We start from the raw sequence: 20,207 nt of genomic DNA on the forward strand, positions 1-20,207 counted from the left end.
ATCTAGCCTATTCCCAATTTGTTATGACCCAATTCAAGAGATGCAATTTAAAGGCTTGCATTGGATTGAAGCATCGGCAGGTACAGGAAAAACCTATACTTTATCTAGTTTGATGGTGCGGATTTTCCTGAAAGATTATTTGCCTAATCAAGTGATTGCGACCACATTTACCCGTGCCGCCGCAGCCGAGCTAAAAAGTCGTATTCGTGCACGCTTGCTTGAAACCCAACAATATATCGACCAGTGTTTAAATCAGTCTTTAGATCAACGCGCCCTTGCAGAGAAAATTGCACAACTACAAGATCCTTTACTCAAAAATGTTCTGCAGGAATATCGCTTAAAACTGGACTATGCCAGTTCACGTTTGAACTTGGTGATTGCACAACTCGATGAATTATTTGTCGGAACGCTGGATAGCTTTAGCCAAAAATTATTGCGTGAATTCTCCTTTGAAAGCGGCAAAATTGAGCGCGCCAATATTACTGACCAAGCATCGGTCTATACCGAACAATTGGTGCATGATGTGCTGCGAGAATGGATTCAGGCGCAGCCTCAGCATGTTGTGGACTATATGCTGTTATGTGGGCGGTTGAAATCGGCAGCCGATTATGAGGGTCTGGTCAATACCAGTTTGAATTTTGCATCGGCAGAGATTCAAGGCATAGATCAGGCACAGTTGGAGGTTCAGGATTTAGCAGAGGCGTTGCAGAATTTAGCCAGTATCACCATGACGCAAATTGAAGAATTAAAAGAATATTATGATGGTGAATATAGCTTTAATTTTTCCCATTATGTCGCGGGGAGTGATAAGAAGGGGTTGCAGCCACTATTTACAGTGACTTTGCCAAAACTGATTGAAAAAATTAAGCACAGCCCTTTAGAACATTATTTTAATTCACATCTTGCCGCATTGTTTAATGCGGTCTTTGCACTATATTTGAACCAAGACGGTAAGCTCAGAAAATCAATTTTTAACAAAGCGAAAGCACCATGTACGCAAGAGGTGCAAGATGCTTTTTTTGATCATCCTGTGATCCGAAAAATCAAAGCAGTGGTGGATGCCAAACTTAATTTTGAGCATCAAATTGAATTGGTGGAGACCAATTTAAAATTCTATTTGGTACAACACGTCAAACAGCGTTTACCGCAACTTTTACAGCAAAAAGGGGAAACCACTTTTGCCCAACAAATTCGCAGTTTAGCTGAAGCTTTGCAGGGAGAACGTGGGCAGCGTTTTGCACAGTTTGTGCATACGCGTTATCCACTGATTTTGGTGGATGAATTTCAGGATACCAACCAAGATCAAGATGACATGCTGGCACAAATTTGGCGCAATCCAAAGTGGTATGCGCGTGGTTGTATGATTATGGTGGGCGATCCTAAGCAGGCGATTTATGGTTTCCGCGGTGGTGATATGCTGACCTATAACAATGCCCGCGATGATGTGCTGAAAAAACAAGGTCGCATTTACTCGCTCAGACAAAATCATCGTTCAGTGAAAGAGCTGGTCAGTGTGGTGGATGAGTTATTTCAACGCCAACCCGCTTTTGGTGAAAAAGTGATTTATGATCCTGTCATTGCAGGTTCACGTCCTCATCCTGCCTTAATGGATCGGCAACAGGCCAATCCCGCACCGCTGCGTTGGGTAACGGTGGAACATGATCAGGATGAGTCCATTCAAATTGCACGAAAAATTCGCGAGTTATTAAATCAAGGCATTGCAGGCGATTTATATTTTGATCACTCTTCAGGCAAAGTCGCTTTACAAGCCGATGATATTGCCATTTTATCGACCAGTCATCAAAAGCTTGATCAAGCCCAATACGAGCTTGAACGGATTGGAATTCAGGTCAATAGAAGTAGTCAGCGCAGTGTTTTTACAGGCTTTTTAGCCAAAGATGTGGCGGCAATTTTAACTGCAATTTTACATCCTTATGATGAAGCCAAGGTCAAGCGTGCCTTACTGACACGTTTATTGGGTTATAACTTGCAACAGTTGATTGAACTTGAGCAACAGGGGTTAGGTCAGTTTATTTATGACTTCGACTGCATTCGGGAAATGTGGGTCAATAAAGGCTTTTTAACCGCATGGAATTACTGCCTGAACTTATTTAAAATTTGGGAAAATTTGGTGGCAAAACGCAGTTTTGACAATGAACGGCATGTGGTGAATTTACGCCATTTAACCGAATTGCTGAGTCGTCAAAGTGAACGCCATCAAGGGGCTTACATGCTGTATTACTGGTATTTACAGCAAGTTGAATCACCTGCCAAACGCGATTGGGAAATTGAACGAAAACTTTCTAATGCGGCAGGCGTGAAATTGATGACCATTCACCAGTCCAAAGGCTTGGAGTTTAAAGTGGTCTTTTTGATGTCGGCAGATCAGCCGCCCAAATCTGACAAGTCTGCTTTGGTGTTTGCAACGCAGGAAGAGCAAGGCATTGAGCAACGTATCATTGCCATTAAACATAAAGACATAGATGCCACAGCAATGCAGCAGCACAGTGAGCGCCGTTTGGCAGAGTTGAATCGGCTTTGGTATGTGGCACTCACCCGTGCTAGTTATCGGGTCTATGCGATGCTAAAACAGCCTACGCCTGCAAAAGAAGGTAAAAAAGAGGCTGCACCAAAATCCGCTGGTTTAAATGTTTGGCGTTTACAAGCGCCAAGTTCAGCAGAAATTGCAGCAGCGTGGAGCTGTGATGAAGCACCTCTGACACAATTGGCGGCAGCATTACAACTCGAACAAGTGCAAGAAATTAAGATTGAAGCCGCAGATTTTCCGCAGCGTCGCTTTTATCCACGAACCAAAACCAGTTTTAGTGGCTTGGCACAACATTTACCTGCCGCCATGCGTAGCGATACTTTGGCATTGGCAAGCGAGGAGCAGGCTGCCGCTGCCGATGAAATCAATCAGGAACCTGTCGAAGCGGAACAGGAAATTGTACAGGTGGCTCAACCGATTGCATGGATCAAAGCTAATTTTCAGCGTGGTACTCAAGCGGGGAGTTTTTTACATAAACTCTTTGAATATATCGACTTTCAAGCCAGTCATGATGACATTTTTGAAGAAGTCAAACGCCGTTTTCATAACGACAAAGAGTTTAATTCAGATGTGTTATTGGTAGATTTGATTGCAAAACTCGACACTGCCAAAGGCAGCGCGACTGTGCAGGAAGCAGATATTTTTGCGCACATGACCGAGTGGCTGAAGGATGTGTTGAATACTCCTTTGCACGATACTTTCCAGCTTTCCGCCTTATCTACTGCACATTATTTATCAGAGTTTCCATTCTATTTGGCGTTGGCAGATCAGCGCTTATTTATTCAAGCAATTCAGCAATTGTTTGAAGATGCGGGACATCCTATTCAAGATTTAAATGAAGCCGCTACTGCGCGTTATCTGACAGGCTCAATTGACTTGGTTTATTTTGATGGGCAGTGTTATCACATTGCCGACTATAAGAGTAATTATTTGGGTGCCGATCAGCGCGATTATGAAAAAACCAACCTTGAACACAACATGACCCAATCGAGTTATTGGTTACAAGCGGCCTTGTATTTGGTGGCGTTGCACCGTTATTTGGGCAGTCGTTTGCAAGATTATGATATTCGGCAACATTTGGGTGGAGCCAGTTATTTGTATTTGCGTGGTATGCAGGGGCAAGCAGGGCAAGGGGTTTGTCATTGGCGGCCAGATGCGGAATTTATTCTGCAACTAGATCAAATATTGGGTTACTTTGAACTTAAAAAATAACGCTAAGTCAGCTTATCGACTTAATAAAACAATTGCTTATCCTGTGGATAACTTTGAGGATAACTGTGTGGAAAACAAGCATATTCACTTAAATTCAGCTCAAACGCCAATGCAGGCGTGGATGGATTACCTATGTCAGCCGCCATTTAGCAATGTCACTTTTGATGCTTCAGCGCAAATTTTGATGCAACAGGTACTCGATGCTATTCAGCAAGGGGATAGCTGTATTCCTGCAACCGCAGAACAAGTGGCGGCATTGCAACATTTGTACATGAACTTGCAGCGTAGCGCTTTAAATCCTGATCCACAAATTGCACCGTTTGTATTTGATGGGCAGCGTTTGTATTTGTATCGCTACTGGAAACTGGAACATCAGGTTGCTAGCGATATTTTACGGATTCAGGCGCAGCCGCCTTTGTCCTTTGAATTACAAGCCGAACAGCTTAATTTATTGCAAGATCCACAGCAGCAAAAAGCGTTACAGACTGCGGCAACTCAAAGTTTAAGTATTATCACTGGTGGGCCAGGTACAGGAAAAACCTATACTTTGGCGCATATTGTTGCGGTGCTTAATCAAGCTTTGCCAAATATTCGGATTGCGATGGCTGCACCAACAGGCAAAGCGGCACAGCGGATGGATGAAGCTTTGCAAAATGCCTTGAATAGTCAAGCTTTACAAATGTTTAATGTCGATGCTTTACGTCAATTACGACCCGTGACTTTGCATCGTTTATTGGGCTTAGGCAATACAGGCAAGCCACGTTTTCACGCTAAACAACCTCTACCTTATGACGTGATTGTGGTCGATGAAGCGTCGATGCTGGATTTAAGCCTGTCACAGATGTTATTGGCTGCCATTCCTGCGCAGGCACGTTTAATTCTGTTGGGCGATGCCAATCAATTGGCTTCAGTCGATGTCGGTACAGTATTGGCCGATTTACAGCAAGTGTCTGAACTCGCAAATAACCGTGTCAATTTAGTGACCACACGTCGTTTTGCTGAAGGTGCAAAAATTGGCGCAATGGCGAAGTTTATTCAGCAAGAACATTCTCCTGCACAGGTTTTGGCTGAGTTTGAACAGCAAGTCGTGGCAGCAGGTGAATTAAAGCCAATTCAATTTAAGCAAGTCGAAATAGATGCCCTACAACTGCAATATTTACCTCAGCAAAATGGGCAAATTTCAGCGGAAAATTTAGCGCATTATTATGATCAGCTGATGTATGGTTATCAGGCTTATGTAGCGGTATTAAAAGCACATACTTTGGGCTTGGAACAATCAAGTACAGCATTTCAAGCGCATGTTGAGAATGTGGTGAATGTATTTGATGATTACCGTATTTTAACCGCAATTCGTCATGGTCATTTGGGTTTACAACAACTGAATTTGCAGATTGAAAAACGCTTGTTGCAACAGTTAAAACAAACCAAACATGGCGATTGGTATGCAGGACGCCCCGTCATGATGACCTATAACGATTATCAACTGGGGTTGTCGAATGGTGATATTGGCATCTGTTTTATGCGAGAGCAGAATGATCAGCGCCAGTTTGAAGTATATTTTCCAAGTTTAAATAAGTGGGTGCCTGCAACACGCTTACCTAAAAATATTGAAACCGCATTTGTACTTACTATTCATAAATCGCAAGGTTCTGAATTTACTCATACAGCTGTGGTGTTGGATGCTGCGGCAAAAAACTTGCTGAGTAAGGAGCTGATCTACACTGCCATTACCCGTGCTAAAAAAGTCGTAAGTTTGTTGGTGGATACGCAAGCTTTGCAGCAAGCTTTGATGATTCGTACCCGTCGCAGCAGTGGTTTATTAGCCAGAATTAATGACGCTTTGGATTGTTAAGTAAAACTGAATAAGAGATGGTTTTGTACGAAATGGCTTACATTGATTCGAGAAATTTGCGCATAGAGATTTCAAGATCTTTTTGAGAAGATGACTTCACATAAAAAGCTCAATAGGGATAGTTGAGCATAATCGCAGAATAATAACGATAAATGTCGAAAGACAGCGAACTGACAGGACGTGAGTGAGAAGAGGAAACTTACAGCCGCTAAGCCTTGTAGTTTTGGGAGAGACTACAGGGCTTTTTTATGCCTGTAAGTTTGGGTGATTTGCAAAATGCTGACAATGCTTACCTGTTGTAAGAAAAAGCTTACAAACAGATACGAGAAATACGACTTCTTTCACTTTAGTATTGTGGCAAAATCTACCACACAAGGACGTGAAAGCAAGAACAGGAATGTTCAGAGAATAAGACGCGAAAACGCGCAAATAACCACAATAAACAAGACAATAAGAATAATAAGACAAGAAACTACAGCGCAAAAAACAGCCCGAGCTATGCTCGGGCTGTTTTATTTTAACGGCAAAATATTCCAGTNACCCTTAGCATAAATCATACTTTTATTGGTACATCTCAAAATTAAAAGTGCTTGTTTGTCGTTCTGTTTTGCAATCGGCACGTTTTTGCCTTAAAATAATGCCCTTGCTGTAGTGATGCACGGCAGTCAATTGAGCAATCAATTGATCGGTATCAAATCTTTTTATTAAGCATCTCGGAGAAATCGAATGGCTTTAACAAACGCAGATCGCGCAGAGATCATCGCTAAATTTGCTCGTGCTGAAAACGACACTGGTTCACCAGAAGTTCAAGTAGCGCTTTTAACTGCTCAAATCAATGACTTACAAGGTCACTTCAAAGAGCACAAACACGACCACCATAGCCGTCGCGGTCTAATCCGTATGGTTAACCAACGTCGTAAGTTACTTGACTACCTTAAAGGCAAAGATGTGACTCGTTACAGCGCATTGATTGCTGCTTTAGGTTTACGTCGTTAATTCGATTTAAGCTTTTATTTTCGGACTATTGCATGTTGAATGCTGTATTACTGAAAACTAAAGTATATCTAGCCTTGGCTAGATCAGTGGAAGGGGCGAATGATTCGCTCCTTCTTTGTGTTTAAAAATCGTGTTTCATTCGAGTGAGGTCGGCTTCTAAGCTTTGTCATTTACCTAAACAATTGTATTGTGAATGCCAAACCTTAGGGGTCTCCACGAGAATAATTGTTCACAAGAACTAGGAAAAAATAAAACATGTCGATGTTTAATATTATTCGTAAAGAATTCCAATTTGGTCAGCACCAAGTTGTACTTGAAACTGGTCGTGTAGCGCGTCAAGCCAACACGGTAATGATTACTATGGGTGGCGTGACTGTATTGGTTGCAGTGGTTGCTCAACCAACAGCAAAAGCGGGTCAAGATTTCTTCCCACTGACTGTTAACTATCAAGAAAAACAATATGCTGCAGGTCGTATCCCAGGTGGTTATGGTAAGCGTGAAGGCCGTGCTTCTGAAGCAGAAACTTTAATTTCACGTTTAATTGACCGTCCAATTCGTCCGTTGTTCCCAGAAGGTTACTACAACGAAATTCAAGTTACTGCGACTGTTGTATCTTCTGACAAAACCATGGAAGCTGACATTGCTGCAATGTTAGGTACGTCTGCTGCACTTGCAATTGCAGGTACACCGTTCCGTGGCCCAATTGGTGCGGCGCGTGTGGGTTTAATCAACGGCGAATACGTGCTTAACCCGAACTTTGAACAAATGGCGCAATCTGACCTTGACCTTGTGGTTGCAGGTACAGAATCTGCTGTATTGATGGTTGAATCTGAAGCAAAAGAACTTTCAGAAGACCAAATGTTAGGCGCAGTGCTTTACGGTCATGACGAAATGCAAATCGCGATTCAAGCGATCAAAGAATTTGCTGCGGCTGCAGGTGCAACTGAGTCAACTTGGACTGCTCCAGAGAAAAACGAAGACCTTCGTGCAAAACTAAAAGAAGCGTTTGAAGCAAAAATTTCTGAAGCGTACACCATTGCGATCAAACAAGACCGTTATGCTGCATTAGATGCACTTCAAGCAGAAGCAGTTGCGCAATTCGTTCCTGAAAATGACGAAACTGGCATTGCAGATGACTTGAACGAACTCTTTGAAGATCTTAAATACCGTACCGTACGTGACAACATCTTGTCTGGTAAACCACGTATTGATGGTCGTGACACCAAAACCGTTCGTGCGCTTGACGTACAGGTTGGCGTTCTAGACCGTGCGCACGGTTCTGCATTGTTTACCCGTGGTGAAACTCAGGCTTTGGTTACCACTACTTTAGGTAATACACGTGATGCCTTGATGGTTGATACCTTATCGGGTACTAAAACTGACAACTTCATGTTGCACTACAACTTCCCTGCATATTCAGTAGGTGAAACAGGTCGTGAATCTGGCCCTAAACGTCGTGAAATTGGTCATGGTCGTTTGGCACGTCGTGGTGTGCAAGCAGTTCTTCCTGCAGCAGATCGCTTCCCGTATGTGATTCGTATCGTATCGGACATCACTGAATCAAACGGTTCATCTTCTATGGCGTCTGTTTGTGGTGCATCGTTATCACTTATGGATGCAGGTGTTCCATTGAAAGCACCAGTTGCGGGTATCGCAATGGGCTTAGTGAAAGAAGGCGAGCGTTTCGCGGTACTTTCTGACATTTTGGGTGATGAAGACCACCTTGGCGACATGGACTTTAAAGTTGCGGGTTCTGCCAACGGTATTACTGCATTGCAAATGGACATCAAGATTGAAGGCATCACTGAAGAAATCATGGAAGTTGCATTAAACCAAGCTTATGCAGGTCGTATGCATATCTTAAATGCAATGAACCAAGTGATTTCACGTGCGCGTCCAGAAATTTCAATGCATGCACCAACTTTCCAAGTGATTAACATCAACCCAGACAAGATTCGTGACGTGATTGGTAAAGGTGGTGCTACCATCCGCCAAATTACTGAAGAAACTAAAGCGGCAATTGATATTGAAGACAACGGTACAGTGCGCGTATTTGGTGAAACCAAAGCTGCTGCACAAGCTGCTGTTGCAAAAATTCAGGCTTTAACTGCTGAAATCGAGCCGGGTACAATTTACACAGGTAAAGTAATCCGTATTGTTGAATTCGGTGCGTTCGTAAATATCCTTCCGGGTACTGACGGTTTACTTCACATTTCTCAAATTTCAAATGAGCGTATTGCCAACGTTGCAGACGTGTTGAAAGAAGGTCAGGAAGTGAAAGTACAGGTTGCTGATGTAGACAACCGTGGTCGTATCAAATTAACTATGAAAGATATCGAACAAGCGTAATGCTGTGTTGATGATCTGAAATGGTCAAAAAACCCGTATTCAATCTGAATGCGGGTTTTTTTATGCTAAAAATTTTGTTGCATCGTACAAACCATCTTTGTTGTATGAAAAGCGGCATAAATTACAGCATGTATTTGAAAAGAAGCCTGATCCATGCTTAAACTGAGTACATCTTAAAATCTCAAAAAACCGTACAAGAAAACTGAAATAGAGTGCCCGTTCTATGCAAAGTTATTATTTTTATCTGCATACCAATCATAAAACCAATATTTATGTGCAAAAACAGCCAATTGAAGGGCTTGAGCCTGAATTTATCTGGATTGATTGCACCCGTGATGATGTGCTTAACCGTGCAGAACAGTGGCAACAAGAGATTTTTCAGTACAGTCAATTATCGCTCAATGAATATCATGTGCGCGATATTTTAAATATAGAGCATCCATGTGCGTTTGATACTTTAGATGATTATGACTTATTGATTTTCCGTAAACTGATCACACCCGAAGACCGTATTGCAACAGGGCAACAAGTCGGGGAGAAACATGAACGGATTTTTGGACTGGCCACTACGCCGATGAGCTTTATTATGACACCGCAGATTTTGATTAGTGTGCGGGAACAGGGCAATAAAGTCATGGAAAGCTATTTGTCACGTGTGGAAGCAGCGGTACAACGCCCGATTGAAGAACAGAATAAAGCACGCAAACTGGCAGCAACACCATTAGATTTAACGTTGCGTTTACTGAATTTGGTAGCGGATGATTACTTGGATATTCGCATGCCGCTAACCCGCCGTGTGGAATATTGGCAACAAGAGTTGTTGCAGGGACATCGTCGTTTTACCCGTTGGCATCAATTGCTGCAAGAAAATATGGCGTTTCAGCAAGTTGAAAATTTATGTGAAGAGCAAATAGAAGCCTTGCAGGAATTGCGTGATGAAATTGTCGATAACTACCCACATTTACGTGGCAAAAAACGTAGTGAACGGCAGGATATTATTTTGGTACGTTTGGATGATTTGACCAGTCACATTGAACGAATTCAAAAGCATACCATTCGCTTACGCTCTGCAGTGCAAACCGCAATTGATCTGCATTTTTCTGCTATTGCCAACCAGACCAATGAAAACATGCGGATTTTAGCCATCATTACCGCAGTTTTTGCACCTTTGACTTTATTTACAGGGGTGTATGGTATGAACTTTGAGTTTATGCCAGGGCTGAAACACGCACAGGCCTTTTGGATCATGCTTGGGGTAATGGTGATGACTACTTTGTTGTTGCTGTATTATTTTTATCGTAGGCACCTTGTCGGTCTGGGTGAAAAAAGTGTGATTGATATGTTGGCACAGCAACATAATGACCAAACCATGAATTTATTTTGGTTTTTAGACTATGAACCCATTAAGCAAACCGTGAAAGGCACCATTAAAGAAGTCGAAAAACTGACTAAAATTAAATAATCCAGAAGATAGACTTGCAGATGTGGTGATAAATTGAGTTCCACATCCAATATATGTCACAAGATAATTCGTTGATAAAAGTTGTCCACAGACCTCAAAAGTTATCCATAGGACTGATAAGCTTATCCACAGATTGAACCAGATAGGCAGACACTTAGCTCAAGATGGCAGTTTTTTGAATGCTGTTTTCAGACTTGAATACGCCATCTTTTTTGCTTTTTGCCTTTTCTTGCTGTGTCCTGCATATCATTGCATTTAGATGTACGGTTTAGACTTGTATGAGCTTTTAAGCTAATTGATCATTTTGCGCTTTAAGCAGCAAGTGATACATTTCATCTTTCAGTCTTAATTTTTTGCGTTTCAGCGCTTCAATGTCATCATTAATCTGATGCACAGGATCAAGCTCTAACTGGCTAATTTCACGGTCTAGCTGTTCGTGATCTTCAAAAATTTTTGAAAAATGTGGATTGCTGTCGCGTAATCCCTGAATTAAATCACGAAACTCAGGAAACATATTTTTAATCTTCTTGTTGCAGTCTTTAGTTTTCATTGTGTAGATCATTCTCATCAAAAAAATTTACGGGCATAGAAAGAAAAACGCTCTAGCAAGGTGATGAATCACACAACTAGAGCGTGAGGATTAACTATGTTGAAAATTCAGATGTTTAACTTCTTTACGTAATTTTTGCACTTCATCAATCAGGTCAAGCATCATGGCGACAGCTGAAAAACTGGCATCAAAATCACGTTGCAACCGATAGGCTTGGCGTGCACGGCTGACATCTTCACCAAAAAATTGGTGGATACGTTCGGCAGGGCGGGAAGGCAGGATGTCATATTCTAAAAGTTGTAAGACCCATTCAGGGCTTTGCCCACACGCTTCGGCAAATTTTTTTAAATCTAACTGGGTAAATTCTTCAATAATTTCTGTGTGCTGTCCGTCTGAAGTGATTTCACGATATAAAATAGTGGTCATGGCATACTCCTTCTGATCGAATTCAAACGAGTTGGCTCGCCTGAAATGAGGGATTGCTTTACATCAATAATTGGTGGATATCCAATAAGTGATTCTCTTTAATTTAGCCTGTGTACGCTGTAATAGAATCTTTTATTTGTATTCCTTTGGTGAAATTCAGCCAACCCTTTGCTGTGCTCACGCCTGTTATATTGATGTGTCAATTTGGCTTGTGCGTATAGATGTCTTATAGATATTAGTCTATTTTTTATTCAATGCCATCCTTTATTTCAATATTTTGGATTGAACGGTCGTATGGTGTTTAAAAGGATTGTTTCAAAATTTGGTAATAAAAAGGGTTCTTAAAAAGAACCCTGTAAATCAATGTTTTAGCTTTTAAAATTAGTATTTTACCCAAGTCACGCTGCGACCAATCACCGAAACACCCACATAGCCACGTAAGGTAAGGCGCTTACCGTTAGCGCTTAAACGTGCTTTGCCTTTATAAACTTTACCGCCAATAGGGTCTAAAACATGGCCTTGGTTAAATTCACGTGGGTTTTTGGTATCTTGTTTAAAGCCCCAAATAAATGGCAAGCCAATAAAAGGCTTGTTCTTTAAGTTACCTGGACAATTGCTACAAATCACCATTTTTTCTGCACCCGGAATATTACGGGTTTCCACGATAATGCCTTCATAAGTGCCATCTGGCTTTTTGCGAATTTCGACATCGGCACGTGAATAACCTGTGCGATCATCAATGGTTTTCCATTTACCGACCAGTAGATCGCTTTCTGCAAAGCCAACACTTGAGAGGGTTGTTAAAACGAAACCCGCAAAAATCCCTCTGAAATTTATTTTCATGAACAGCATCCCCAAAATTGTTATTTTAAAAAATAGAGTAAAAATTCTATTTCGGGTTTTATAGCAAGAATGTAATAAACAAGCAAATTGAGCAGTGTGAGATGTCAGGCAGGAAAAGATATAAGTGTTATGGAGTTGGTAATTTAAATCTAATCATTCCGATAAAAGTGTGCAGAACACAGCTTTTATCGCATTGGTGAGGAATAAAATCAGTATTTCACCCACGTCATTTTGCGGCTGGCATTGGTGGCAAGGTCTACATTATAAAGGGTTAAATGTTTGCCATTGCTGCTTAAACGTGCACGAGTTTTATATTGTTTACCTGTGCGTGGGTCTAAATAGTCACCTTCATAAAATTCAATTTGATTGCTTGGCGTAGCTTTTAAGTGACTTAATGGCACAAAACCTAACAGTGGCTTATCTTTATTTTTACCCGTACAGAGTGTGCAATTTTCCAAACGCGGTGCGCCAGGAACCGCACGTAGTTCTATAATCGTAGCGGCATACGCACCTTGTTTATCTTTACTCATGACTACGTCAGACAATGAAAAACCTGTGCGGTAGTCTAATGTTTTCCATTTGCCCAAAAGTGGGTCTGCATTGGCTGCATAAGCTAAACTTGAACAGCAAATCGCGCTGATGAATGCTAAACGAGAAAAGAACAGGGTGTTCATAAAATCAATATCCCAGAGAAGAAGCAGCCTAAAATATATAAAGGCATAAAAAAAATATGGGATTATTTATACCCAATTTACGCGGTATTTTCTAGTAATTGCATGAAAGTTTTGTGAAATTAATCACATGAAAAGTAATAAAATAATAGGTTTTGACGATGGTCATCACGTAAATAAAAAATGAGCAGAATGTACTGCTCATTTTTGATGAATTTTCAGCATTGCATCACATATTAATCATGGTATTCACCATGCCATTTAACTGAGATGTTCTCCAAATAAACCTAAGGCTTCTTCGGCACTAAAGCTATATTGTGTGCTGCAGAATTGACAATCCATAGTAATAGGGTTCTGATGTTCCAAAGTTTCACGTACCGCAGCAACACCAATTTGCATTAAGGCATTGGCACAGCGCTCTTTGGAGCAAGTGCAACCAAAACGTAAGGCTTCCACTTCAGGCAAACGCACTTGTTCTTCATTGTATAAACGGTACAAAATTTCATTGACGTCTAAATCAGTCAATTCTTCCGCTTTTAAGGTTTCAGTCAGCATGGTCACACGCGGCCATAAATCTTCATCGACCCGTTGTTGTTCTTCTTCACTGTTACGCGGCAACAATTGAATCAGCAAACCGCCCGCACGTTCGGCATTGCTTGCCAACACAATACGAGTTGGAATTTGTGCCGATAAGTCGTAATACTGCATTAAACATTCAGCTAAATTGGCTTTGTCCAAAGGCACAATACCTTGATAACGCTCACCAAATTCAGGCTCGATATTAATAAACAGTACAGGACTGACCAAACTTTTCAGGACGGTACTGCTGTCTTCAGCGCTTAAAAAGCGCGGGTCTTGTTCGTAGTCTGCCAACGCACGCACTTCACCCAAGTGGTTACATTCCGCCATGGCCCATTTAAATGTGCCAGATGCCTGAATTTGTAAGCTAATGCGCCCTTTAATTTTTAGGGTACTGGCCAGTAGGGCAGTGGCGCAAAGCATTTCTCCCAACAACACTTGTACCGCAGGCACATAATCACGTTGTTTCAAAATGGTTTGCAAAGCTTCTTCGAGATGAACTACTTCACCACGAACAGGGCTATCTTCAATAAAAAAGCGTTGGCGTAAATCAGACATAAAATTCTCCATAACCCTGTTTTAATGGTGGCAATATTGTAAAACACAAGTCAGTTTGCTGCATCACGTGTTACATCAATATGACTGCTATGCAAGCCGCGTTTTAAATCGACACCCAAGGGCATTTCACGGTTTTGTGCATCACTTTCAAACAGGTGTTCCAGTTCTGCCAAAGCGTTACGATGGGTTTCATATACTTTTTGTTCATCGGTATAAATGTGCTGCTGTTGTGCCAAGAGTTGTTCATCATAATCACGGAACAACTCAATGCTTTTATAGGCATCTTTTTCATTAATGCCCAAATCGCGCAAAGCCTGATAGGCCATGCCTAAAGAGGATAAATACGTTTCACGCCAAATATAGGTAACGCCTAAATCGCGCAATAAGTGCACATGATGACGATCACGAGCGCGTACCAGTAATTTTAGCGCTGGATAATTCAGGCGAATATGCCGTGCCACGTTCATTGAGTCTTCAATATCATCAATGGCTAGAATAAAGATTTTGGCATGCTCGATGCCTGCGGCACGTAAAATTTCAGGTTGAGTGGCATCGCCATAATAGACTTTACCGCCGTAATTCCGCACAAAATCAATTTTATCCATATTGCTGTCGATGGCAGTAAAGTGCAGATGCTGCAAGTACGCCACACGGGCAATAATTTGTCCAAAACGACCAAAACCCGCAATAATCATGGGGTGATGTGTATCGGGAATTTCGTCATATTCAGGCGATTTTTCACGTTCTAAGCGAGGAATAATTTGACTGCTCATCAACCAATATAAAATTGGGGTCAACACCATCGACAAAGTCACAATTAAGGTCAGTGGTTGCAGCATGGCCTGGCTGAGCACACTTTCACTTTGTGCGACACTGAGCACCACAAAGGCAAACTCACCGCCTTGTGCCAAGCAAGTCGCCAACAACAAACTATTGCGCCAAGAATATTGGAAATAACGGGCAATGGCCGTGAGGCTAATCAGTTTGATGAGCAGGAGCAGCAATGCACCGCCTACAATCAGCCAAGGGGTATTCATTAAGATTGCCAGTTCGGTGCTCATCCCGACGGTCATAAAAAATAAGCCTAGCAATAAGCCTTTGAATGGGGCAATACTGGCTTCTAACTCATGTCTAAATTCGGAATCTGCCAACAATACGCCTGTTAAAAATGCACCTAAGGTGGTGCTAATGCCCAGCACATCCATAATGCTGACCACGCCAAGTACAATGAATAAACCGACAGCAGTGATCAGTTCATGTGCGCCACTTTTAGCCACAAAACGAAAAAATGGACGCATGAGATAACGGCTAAATAAGAACAAACCGCTAAAGGTCGCCATGATTGCAGCAAAATAAGCAATGCCATGATGAGTCGATTCTGCACCTGCTAACATGGGAATGATGGCAATTAAAGGAATGGCGGCAATATCTTGAAACAGCAGAATGGAAAAGGATTGTTGTCCATAACTGCTGTTGAGTTGCTGCTTTTCTTGCAACATTTGTAGCACAAAGGCTGTAGAGGAAAGTGCCAGTGCAAAACCTATCACCACACTTGAGGCAATGCCTTGCTGTAAGGCAAAAAAAGCCAAGATTGCAAGTAGAATACCCGTGATGCCGACCTGTAAACTACCCAAAACAAAAATGGGCTTGCGCATTTCCCACAGCCGTTGTGGACGCAGTTCTAAGCCAATAATAAACATCAGGAACACCACACCATATTCTGCCAGTTCCTGAATATCATCGGGGTCGCTGGCAATATTGAATACGCTAGGCCCTAGCAAAATGCCTGTAAACAAATAGCCCAATACGGTCGCAATACCAAAGCGTTTTAGTAAGGGAACCAAAACCAATGAAGCGCCTAGAAAAATGGTTATTTGTAACAATAAGGACATGTGGTCATCCAAAGTTTAAAGCGGTGGATTATTGAAATAAGTGCTGATACAGCTAAGTTTCAATTTACAGTATTAGCTAAATTCTTGCGGATCTATATCTAAACTTAGTTTCATGCTGGATGGCTTTTCATGCAACATATTTTGCCACCAGTTCCTGATATAAAAATGTAAGCGTGCCCGATCTTTAGACAACAACACCATGTGTGCATGGAAACGTCCTGCTTTACGTTCCATTGGCGCAGGAATCGGCCCCCAAATTTCAATTAATTGTTCTGAATGTTCTCTAAGCCATTGTGCATGTTGTTGTAAAAATTGCTGGTTTAATTCCTGACTTTTAGATTCACAGCGAATCAAAGCACTGTAACGATAAGGCGGTAATTGTGCAGCTTTGCGTTCTTTTAAACTTTGTTTGGCGAACTTGCGGTAATCTCCCTCGACCAATGTGGTGAGAAGTGGATGATCAGGACGCACACTTTGCAAATAAACATCACCTTTATGCTCACCACGCCCTGCACGTCCCGCCACTTGCACAATCAGTTGAGCCGTGCGTTCAGGTGCGCGAATATCCACACTAAGTAAGCCTGAATCAATATCTAAAATTGCCACCAATGTCACATACGGAAAATGATGCCCTTTGGCCAGCATTTGCGTGCCCAATAAAATCAGTGGTTCGCTGCGTTGAATACGGTCATAAATTTTTTGCCAACTGCCAACACGACTGGTTGAGTCACGATCTACCCGAATCACATCTACATTGGGAAACAGCTCGTTTAAACTGTCTTCGACTTTGGCAGTGCCCATGCCAATTGGTTTGAGTTCTGCATGGTTGCAGGCAGGGCATTGCTCAGGTTTACGATGAATCGTACCGCAGTGGTGGCAATGCAAATGTGTATAAGGTTGATGATGCAAGGTAAAGTTGGCATCACAATTCGGGCATTTGGCTTGCCATGCACAGCTCTCACAAATCAATACGGGTGCATAGCCGCGTCGGTTTAAAAACACCAAAACTTGTTCTTTTTTAGCCAAGCGTTTTTTGATTTCATCAATCAATTGTTGGCTAATACCGTGCTGTTTTTTGGCAATTTTTAAATCAATCAGGTGGATTTTGGGCATGAGTGCCGTGCCCGCGCGTTGATTTAATTCCAGACATTGCATTTTGCCTTGATCGACTAGTGCATAGCTGTCAATGCTTGGAGTTGCCGAACCTAAAATAACAGGGCAATTTTCCAGATGGGCACGATAGAGCGCAACATCACGGGCATGGTAGCGAAAACCTTCCTGCTGTTTAAAAGACAGGTCGTGTTCTTCATCTAAAATAATCAAGCCTAAATTTGGCAATGGGGTATAAATCGCAGAACGTGTACCTAAAATAATCGAGGCTTTGCCCGTTTGTGCGGCTTGCCACGCCTGCAAACGCTTGGAATCATTTAAACCTGAATGTAAGAGGGCGATGTGGCAGTGAAAACGCGATTGGAAACGGCTAATGGTTTGTGGCGTTAGACCAATTTCAGGTACTAACACCAACACTTGTTTGCCCTGTTTTAGTACCTCATGCATGATGTGTAAGTACACTTCAGTTTTACCGCTACCCGTTAAACCATCCAGTAAAAATGCCTTATATTGCTGCCGTACTTTAAGTACGCTGTCGATGGCTTTTTTCTGATCTGGATTAGGGGTTAAAGGCATTTGCGCCAAAGTCACTGGCATTGGGCTAAAATCTTGGGCTTCCAAAACACATGCGCAAATTTCTTTATTCGCCAAGGCTTTTAGGGTTGCTGTTTCAATGCCTGCCAAATTTAAAATATTTTCAGAAGTTCCCGAAGGATGCAGCTTTAAAATTTTATAGGCTTCTTGTTGTTTTTCTGAGCGTGTAATTTTAGCTTCGGCATGTGCATCCAACAATTTCCAAGTACGTGCCAATAAATTATAGGGTTTGGCTTGGCGCAATAAGCTAGGTAAGGCACTTTGCATCACTTCACCAATCGGGAATTGATAATATTGTGCCGACCATGTCAACAAAGTTAAAACTTTAGGGTCTAAAATCGCTTGCTCATCTAACAGTTCGCTAATGGCTTTGAGTTTAAAACGTGGATCAATTGGGGTGTCGAGTGCCAGTTTTTCGACAATAATTCCGACCAAGTTTTGCCGACCAAAAGAAACCAAGACCCGCGCGCCCACTTCTGCTTGCTGATATTGTGCTGCACTGAGCATATAATCGAAGCAGTCGTAAAGATATACGGGTACAGCCACTCGAATACGATAAACAGGCTGTGGGTCTAAAGTGGAATCTGGCATAGAAAAAGTCGTATCGTCCTGTGAAAAATGGCTTCGTGCTCGACTTTGGCATGTGTTAGAGTGAGCACAGAATTTATATCTAAGAATATGAATGATTTTAGTGGTCAGACGCAACTGCGTTGCAAGAAATTTTGGAAAATTAGAGCATTACAATGCCAGCATATCAATTTACTGCCATTGACGCTTCAGGGAAGCAGCAAAAAGGTGTTTTAGAGGGTGATTCTGCACGACAAATCCGTCAGCAATTACGTGACAAAGAATGGATTCCTGTCAGTGTCGATACCGTTGAACAAAAAGATAAACACAGTGGCAAACAATGGTTTCAGAAAAAAATCACCGCCTATGATTTGGCTTTGCTGACCCGTCAGTTATCGGTTTTGGTGGCTGCTGCGATTCCTTTGGAAGAAGCCGTTCGCGCTGTGGGTAAACAAAGTGAAAAAGCCCATGTGCAAAATTTGCTGATGTCGGTGCGTTCCAAAGTTTTGGAAGGTTATTCACTGGCCAATGCTTTACAACAATCGGGGCGTTTTCCAGACTTATATATTGCCACCATTGCCGCAGGCGAGCGTTCGGGGCATTTGGATTTAATTCTGGAACAATTGGCAGATTACACCGAAAACCGCTTTGCCATGCAGAAAAAAATTCAAGGGGCGATGATTTATCCCATCATTTTAATGCTGATGTCTTTTGCGATTGTGATGGGTTTAATGACTTATGTCGTACCCGATATTGTTAAAACCTTTGATCAGAGCAAAGATGCCTTGCCGTGGATCACCGTGGCATTAATGAAAGCCAGTGATTTTATTCGTGTTGCATGGCCGTTTTTACTGGTGGCTTCTGTGGTGGGGGTATTGTTGTTGGTGCGTTTTTTACGCACCACCGCAGGGCATTATGCCTTTGACCGTTTAACCTTAAAGTTGCCGTTATTTGCAAAATTATCACGTGGGATTAATGCCGCGCGTTTTGCCAGTACCTTGTCTATTTTGACTCAGTCGGGTGTGCCTTTGGTGGATGCGCTAAATATTGGTGCTGCGGTCAGTAACAACTGGGTCATTCGTGATGCGGTCAATTTGGCGGCAGAAAAAGTCACTGAAGGTGGTAACTTGGCGACGCAATTAGAGCGCAGTGGTTATTTCCCACCGATGATGGTACAAATGATCAAAAGTGGTGAAGCCTCGGGCGAGTTAGACCGTATGCTGTCACGTGCTTCAGACATGCAAGACCGTGAAGTGACCACACTGATTTCTACCCTGTTGGCATTATTAGAACCGTTGATGTTGGTACTGATGGCGAGTATTGTACTGGTGATTGTGATTGCGGTAATGCTGCCAATTGTGAATATGAACAATATGATTTAAATCGTTTTGAAGCATCGTTCTTCAAACAGAATCTAAAATAAATGTCGAATTGATATAAATAAATGAGAGAGATTGAATGAAACAGAAGCAACCGAGTAAACAGTCTGGTTTTACCCTGATTGAAGTCATGGTGGTGATTGTAATTTTAGGTGTGTTGGCGGCTTTAATCGTACCGAACGTAATGGGACGTGGTGAAAAAGCCAAAGTAGATACTACGGTTATTACTTTAAAAGGTGTGGCTGGCGCACTCGATCAATACAAACTCGATAATCAAAAATATCCTTCAATGCAAGACGGTGGTTTAGATGCCTTGGTGAATCAGCCTGCTTCGGCTAAAAACTGGTTGCCAGGCGGTTATGTGAAAGGGGGCTATCCGAAAGACAGTTGGGATAATGACATCCAATATGTGATTCCGGGTTCAGAAGGTCGTCCATTTGATTTATATTCTTTTGGTGCAGATGGTCAGCAGGGTGGTGAAGGTACCGATGCCGACATTTATTATCAGCCTTAATAGAAGATGAGTTGAGTCTATATATTGATTCAGTGAACTCCAAAAAAAACCGAGCGCTTAATGCTCGGTTTTTTTATGAATGGTTATTTCTAGCCGCTATTGAAC

General features: G+C 42.0%; 14 protein-coding genes. 7 read left to right on the forward strand and 7 right to left on the reverse strand.

What is annotated here, in order from left to right; translation table 11 throughout:
- Nucleotides 1-40: 40 nt before the first annotated feature.
- From AC07E5_RS09365 to AC07E5_RS09385, 5 genes are all read left to right on the forward strand, one after another.
- The gene (locus AC07E5_RS09365) at nucleotides 41-3,760 is read left to right on the forward strand and encodes a UvrD-helicase domain-containing protein (protein WP_498625310.1); all 3,720 of its coding nucleotides are present in this window, start codon (nucleotides 41-43) and stop codon (nucleotides 3,758-3,760) included.
- 109 nt (nucleotides 3,761-3,869) lie between these two features.
- On the forward strand, nucleotides 3,870-5,612 hold the full coding sequence (gene recD / locus AC07E5_RS09370; RefSeq protein ID WP_498625311.1) for an exodeoxyribonuclease V subunit alpha: 1,743 nt from the start codon (nucleotides 3,870-3,872) through the stop codon (nucleotides 5,610-5,612).
- Nucleotides 5,613-6,338: 726 nt separating this feature from the next.
- On the forward strand, nucleotides 6,339-6,608 hold the full coding sequence (gene rpsO, locus AC07E5_RS09375) for a 30S ribosomal protein S15 (RefSeq protein WP_004975922.1): 270 nt from the start codon (nucleotides 6,339-6,341) through the stop codon (nucleotides 6,606-6,608).
- A 261-nt stretch (nucleotides 6,609-6,869) separates the two neighbouring features.
- Nucleotides 6,870-8,957, forward strand: a complete 2,088-nt coding sequence (gene pnp, locus AC07E5_RS09380) for a polyribonucleotide nucleotidyltransferase (protein ID WP_171257431.1) — start codon at nucleotides 6,870-6,872, stop codon at nucleotides 8,955-8,957.
- Between the two features lie 223 nt (nucleotides 8,958-9,180).
- On the forward strand, nucleotides 9,181-10,419 hold the full coding sequence (locus AC07E5_RS09385; RefSeq protein WP_167845736.1) for a magnesium transporter CorA family protein: 1,239 nt from the start codon (nucleotides 9,181-9,183) through the stop codon (nucleotides 10,417-10,419).
- A 286-nt stretch (nucleotides 10,420-10,705) separates the two neighbouring features.
- On the opposite strand, the gene AC07E5_RS09390 is transcribed toward AC07E5_RS09385, so the two are convergent.
- The 7 genes from AC07E5_RS09390 to AC07E5_RS09420 all read right to left on the reverse strand — a co-directional run bounded on the left by AC07E5_RS09390 (nucleotide 10,706) and on the right by AC07E5_RS09420 (nucleotide 18,233).
- Nucleotides 10,706-10,969 (reverse strand): HP1242/YdcH family protein, encoded by a 264-nt coding sequence (locus AC07E5_RS09390; RefSeq protein ID WP_131261090.1) that lies wholly within the window; start codon nucleotides 10,967-10,969, stop codon nucleotides 10,706-10,708.
- Nucleotides 10,970-11,059: 90 nt separating this feature from the next.
- Nucleotides 11,060-11,395, reverse strand: a complete 336-nt coding sequence (locus AC07E5_RS09395) for a chaperone modulator CbpM (RefSeq protein WP_004975930.1) — start codon at nucleotides 11,393-11,395, stop codon at nucleotides 11,060-11,062.
- A 381-nt stretch (nucleotides 11,396-11,776) separates the two neighbouring features.
- Nucleotides 11,777-12,238 (reverse strand): DUF2147 domain-containing protein, encoded by a 462-nt coding sequence (locus AC07E5_RS09400; RefSeq protein WP_096901331.1) that lies wholly within the window; start codon nucleotides 12,236-12,238, stop codon nucleotides 11,777-11,779.
- A 209-nt stretch (nucleotides 12,239-12,447) separates the two neighbouring features.
- Nucleotides 12,448-12,912 (reverse strand): DUF2147 domain-containing protein, encoded by a 465-nt coding sequence (locus AC07E5_RS09405; RefSeq protein WP_004975938.1) that lies wholly within the window; start codon nucleotides 12,910-12,912, stop codon nucleotides 12,448-12,450.
- A gap of 258 nt (nucleotides 12,913-13,170) precedes the next feature.
- Nucleotides 13,171-14,046, reverse strand: a complete 876-nt coding sequence (gene hslO, locus AC07E5_RS09410; protein WP_004975941.1) for an Hsp33 family molecular chaperone HslO — start codon at nucleotides 14,044-14,046, stop codon at nucleotides 13,171-13,173.
- A gap of 50 nt (nucleotides 14,047-14,096) precedes the next feature.
- Nucleotides 14,097-15,938 (reverse strand): monovalent cation:proton antiporter-2 (CPA2) family protein, encoded by a 1,842-nt coding sequence (locus tag AC07E5_RS09415; protein WP_154321101.1) that lies wholly within the window; start codon nucleotides 15,936-15,938, stop codon nucleotides 14,097-14,099.
- A gap of 72 nt (nucleotides 15,939-16,010) precedes the next feature.
- A complete protein-coding gene (locus tag AC07E5_RS09420) occupies nucleotides 16,011-18,233 on the reverse strand; it encodes a primosomal protein N' (RefSeq protein ID WP_004975947.1) in 2,223 nt (740 codons plus the stop codon).
- A gap of 152 nt (nucleotides 18,234-18,385) precedes the next feature.
- Here AC07E5_RS09420 and gspF point away from each other — a divergent pair, with 152 nt between their 5' ends.
- Both gspF and gspG read left to right on the forward strand, forming a co-directional pair.
- Nucleotides 18,386-19,591 (forward strand): type II secretion system inner membrane protein GspF, encoded by a 1,206-nt coding sequence (gene gspF / locus AC07E5_RS09425; protein ID WP_004975948.1) that lies wholly within the window; start codon nucleotides 18,386-18,388, stop codon nucleotides 19,589-19,591.
- Nucleotides 19,592-19,667: 76 nt separating this feature from the next.
- Nucleotides 19,668-20,102, forward strand: coding sequence for a type II secretion system major pseudopilin GspG (gene gspG, locus AC07E5_RS09430; RefSeq protein WP_004975950.1), 435 nt, complete (start codon nucleotides 19,668-19,670; stop codon nucleotides 20,100-20,102).
- Nucleotides 20,103-20,207 lie beyond the last annotated feature (105 nt).

It is taken from the genome of Acinetobacter seohaensis (assembly GCF_056431365.1).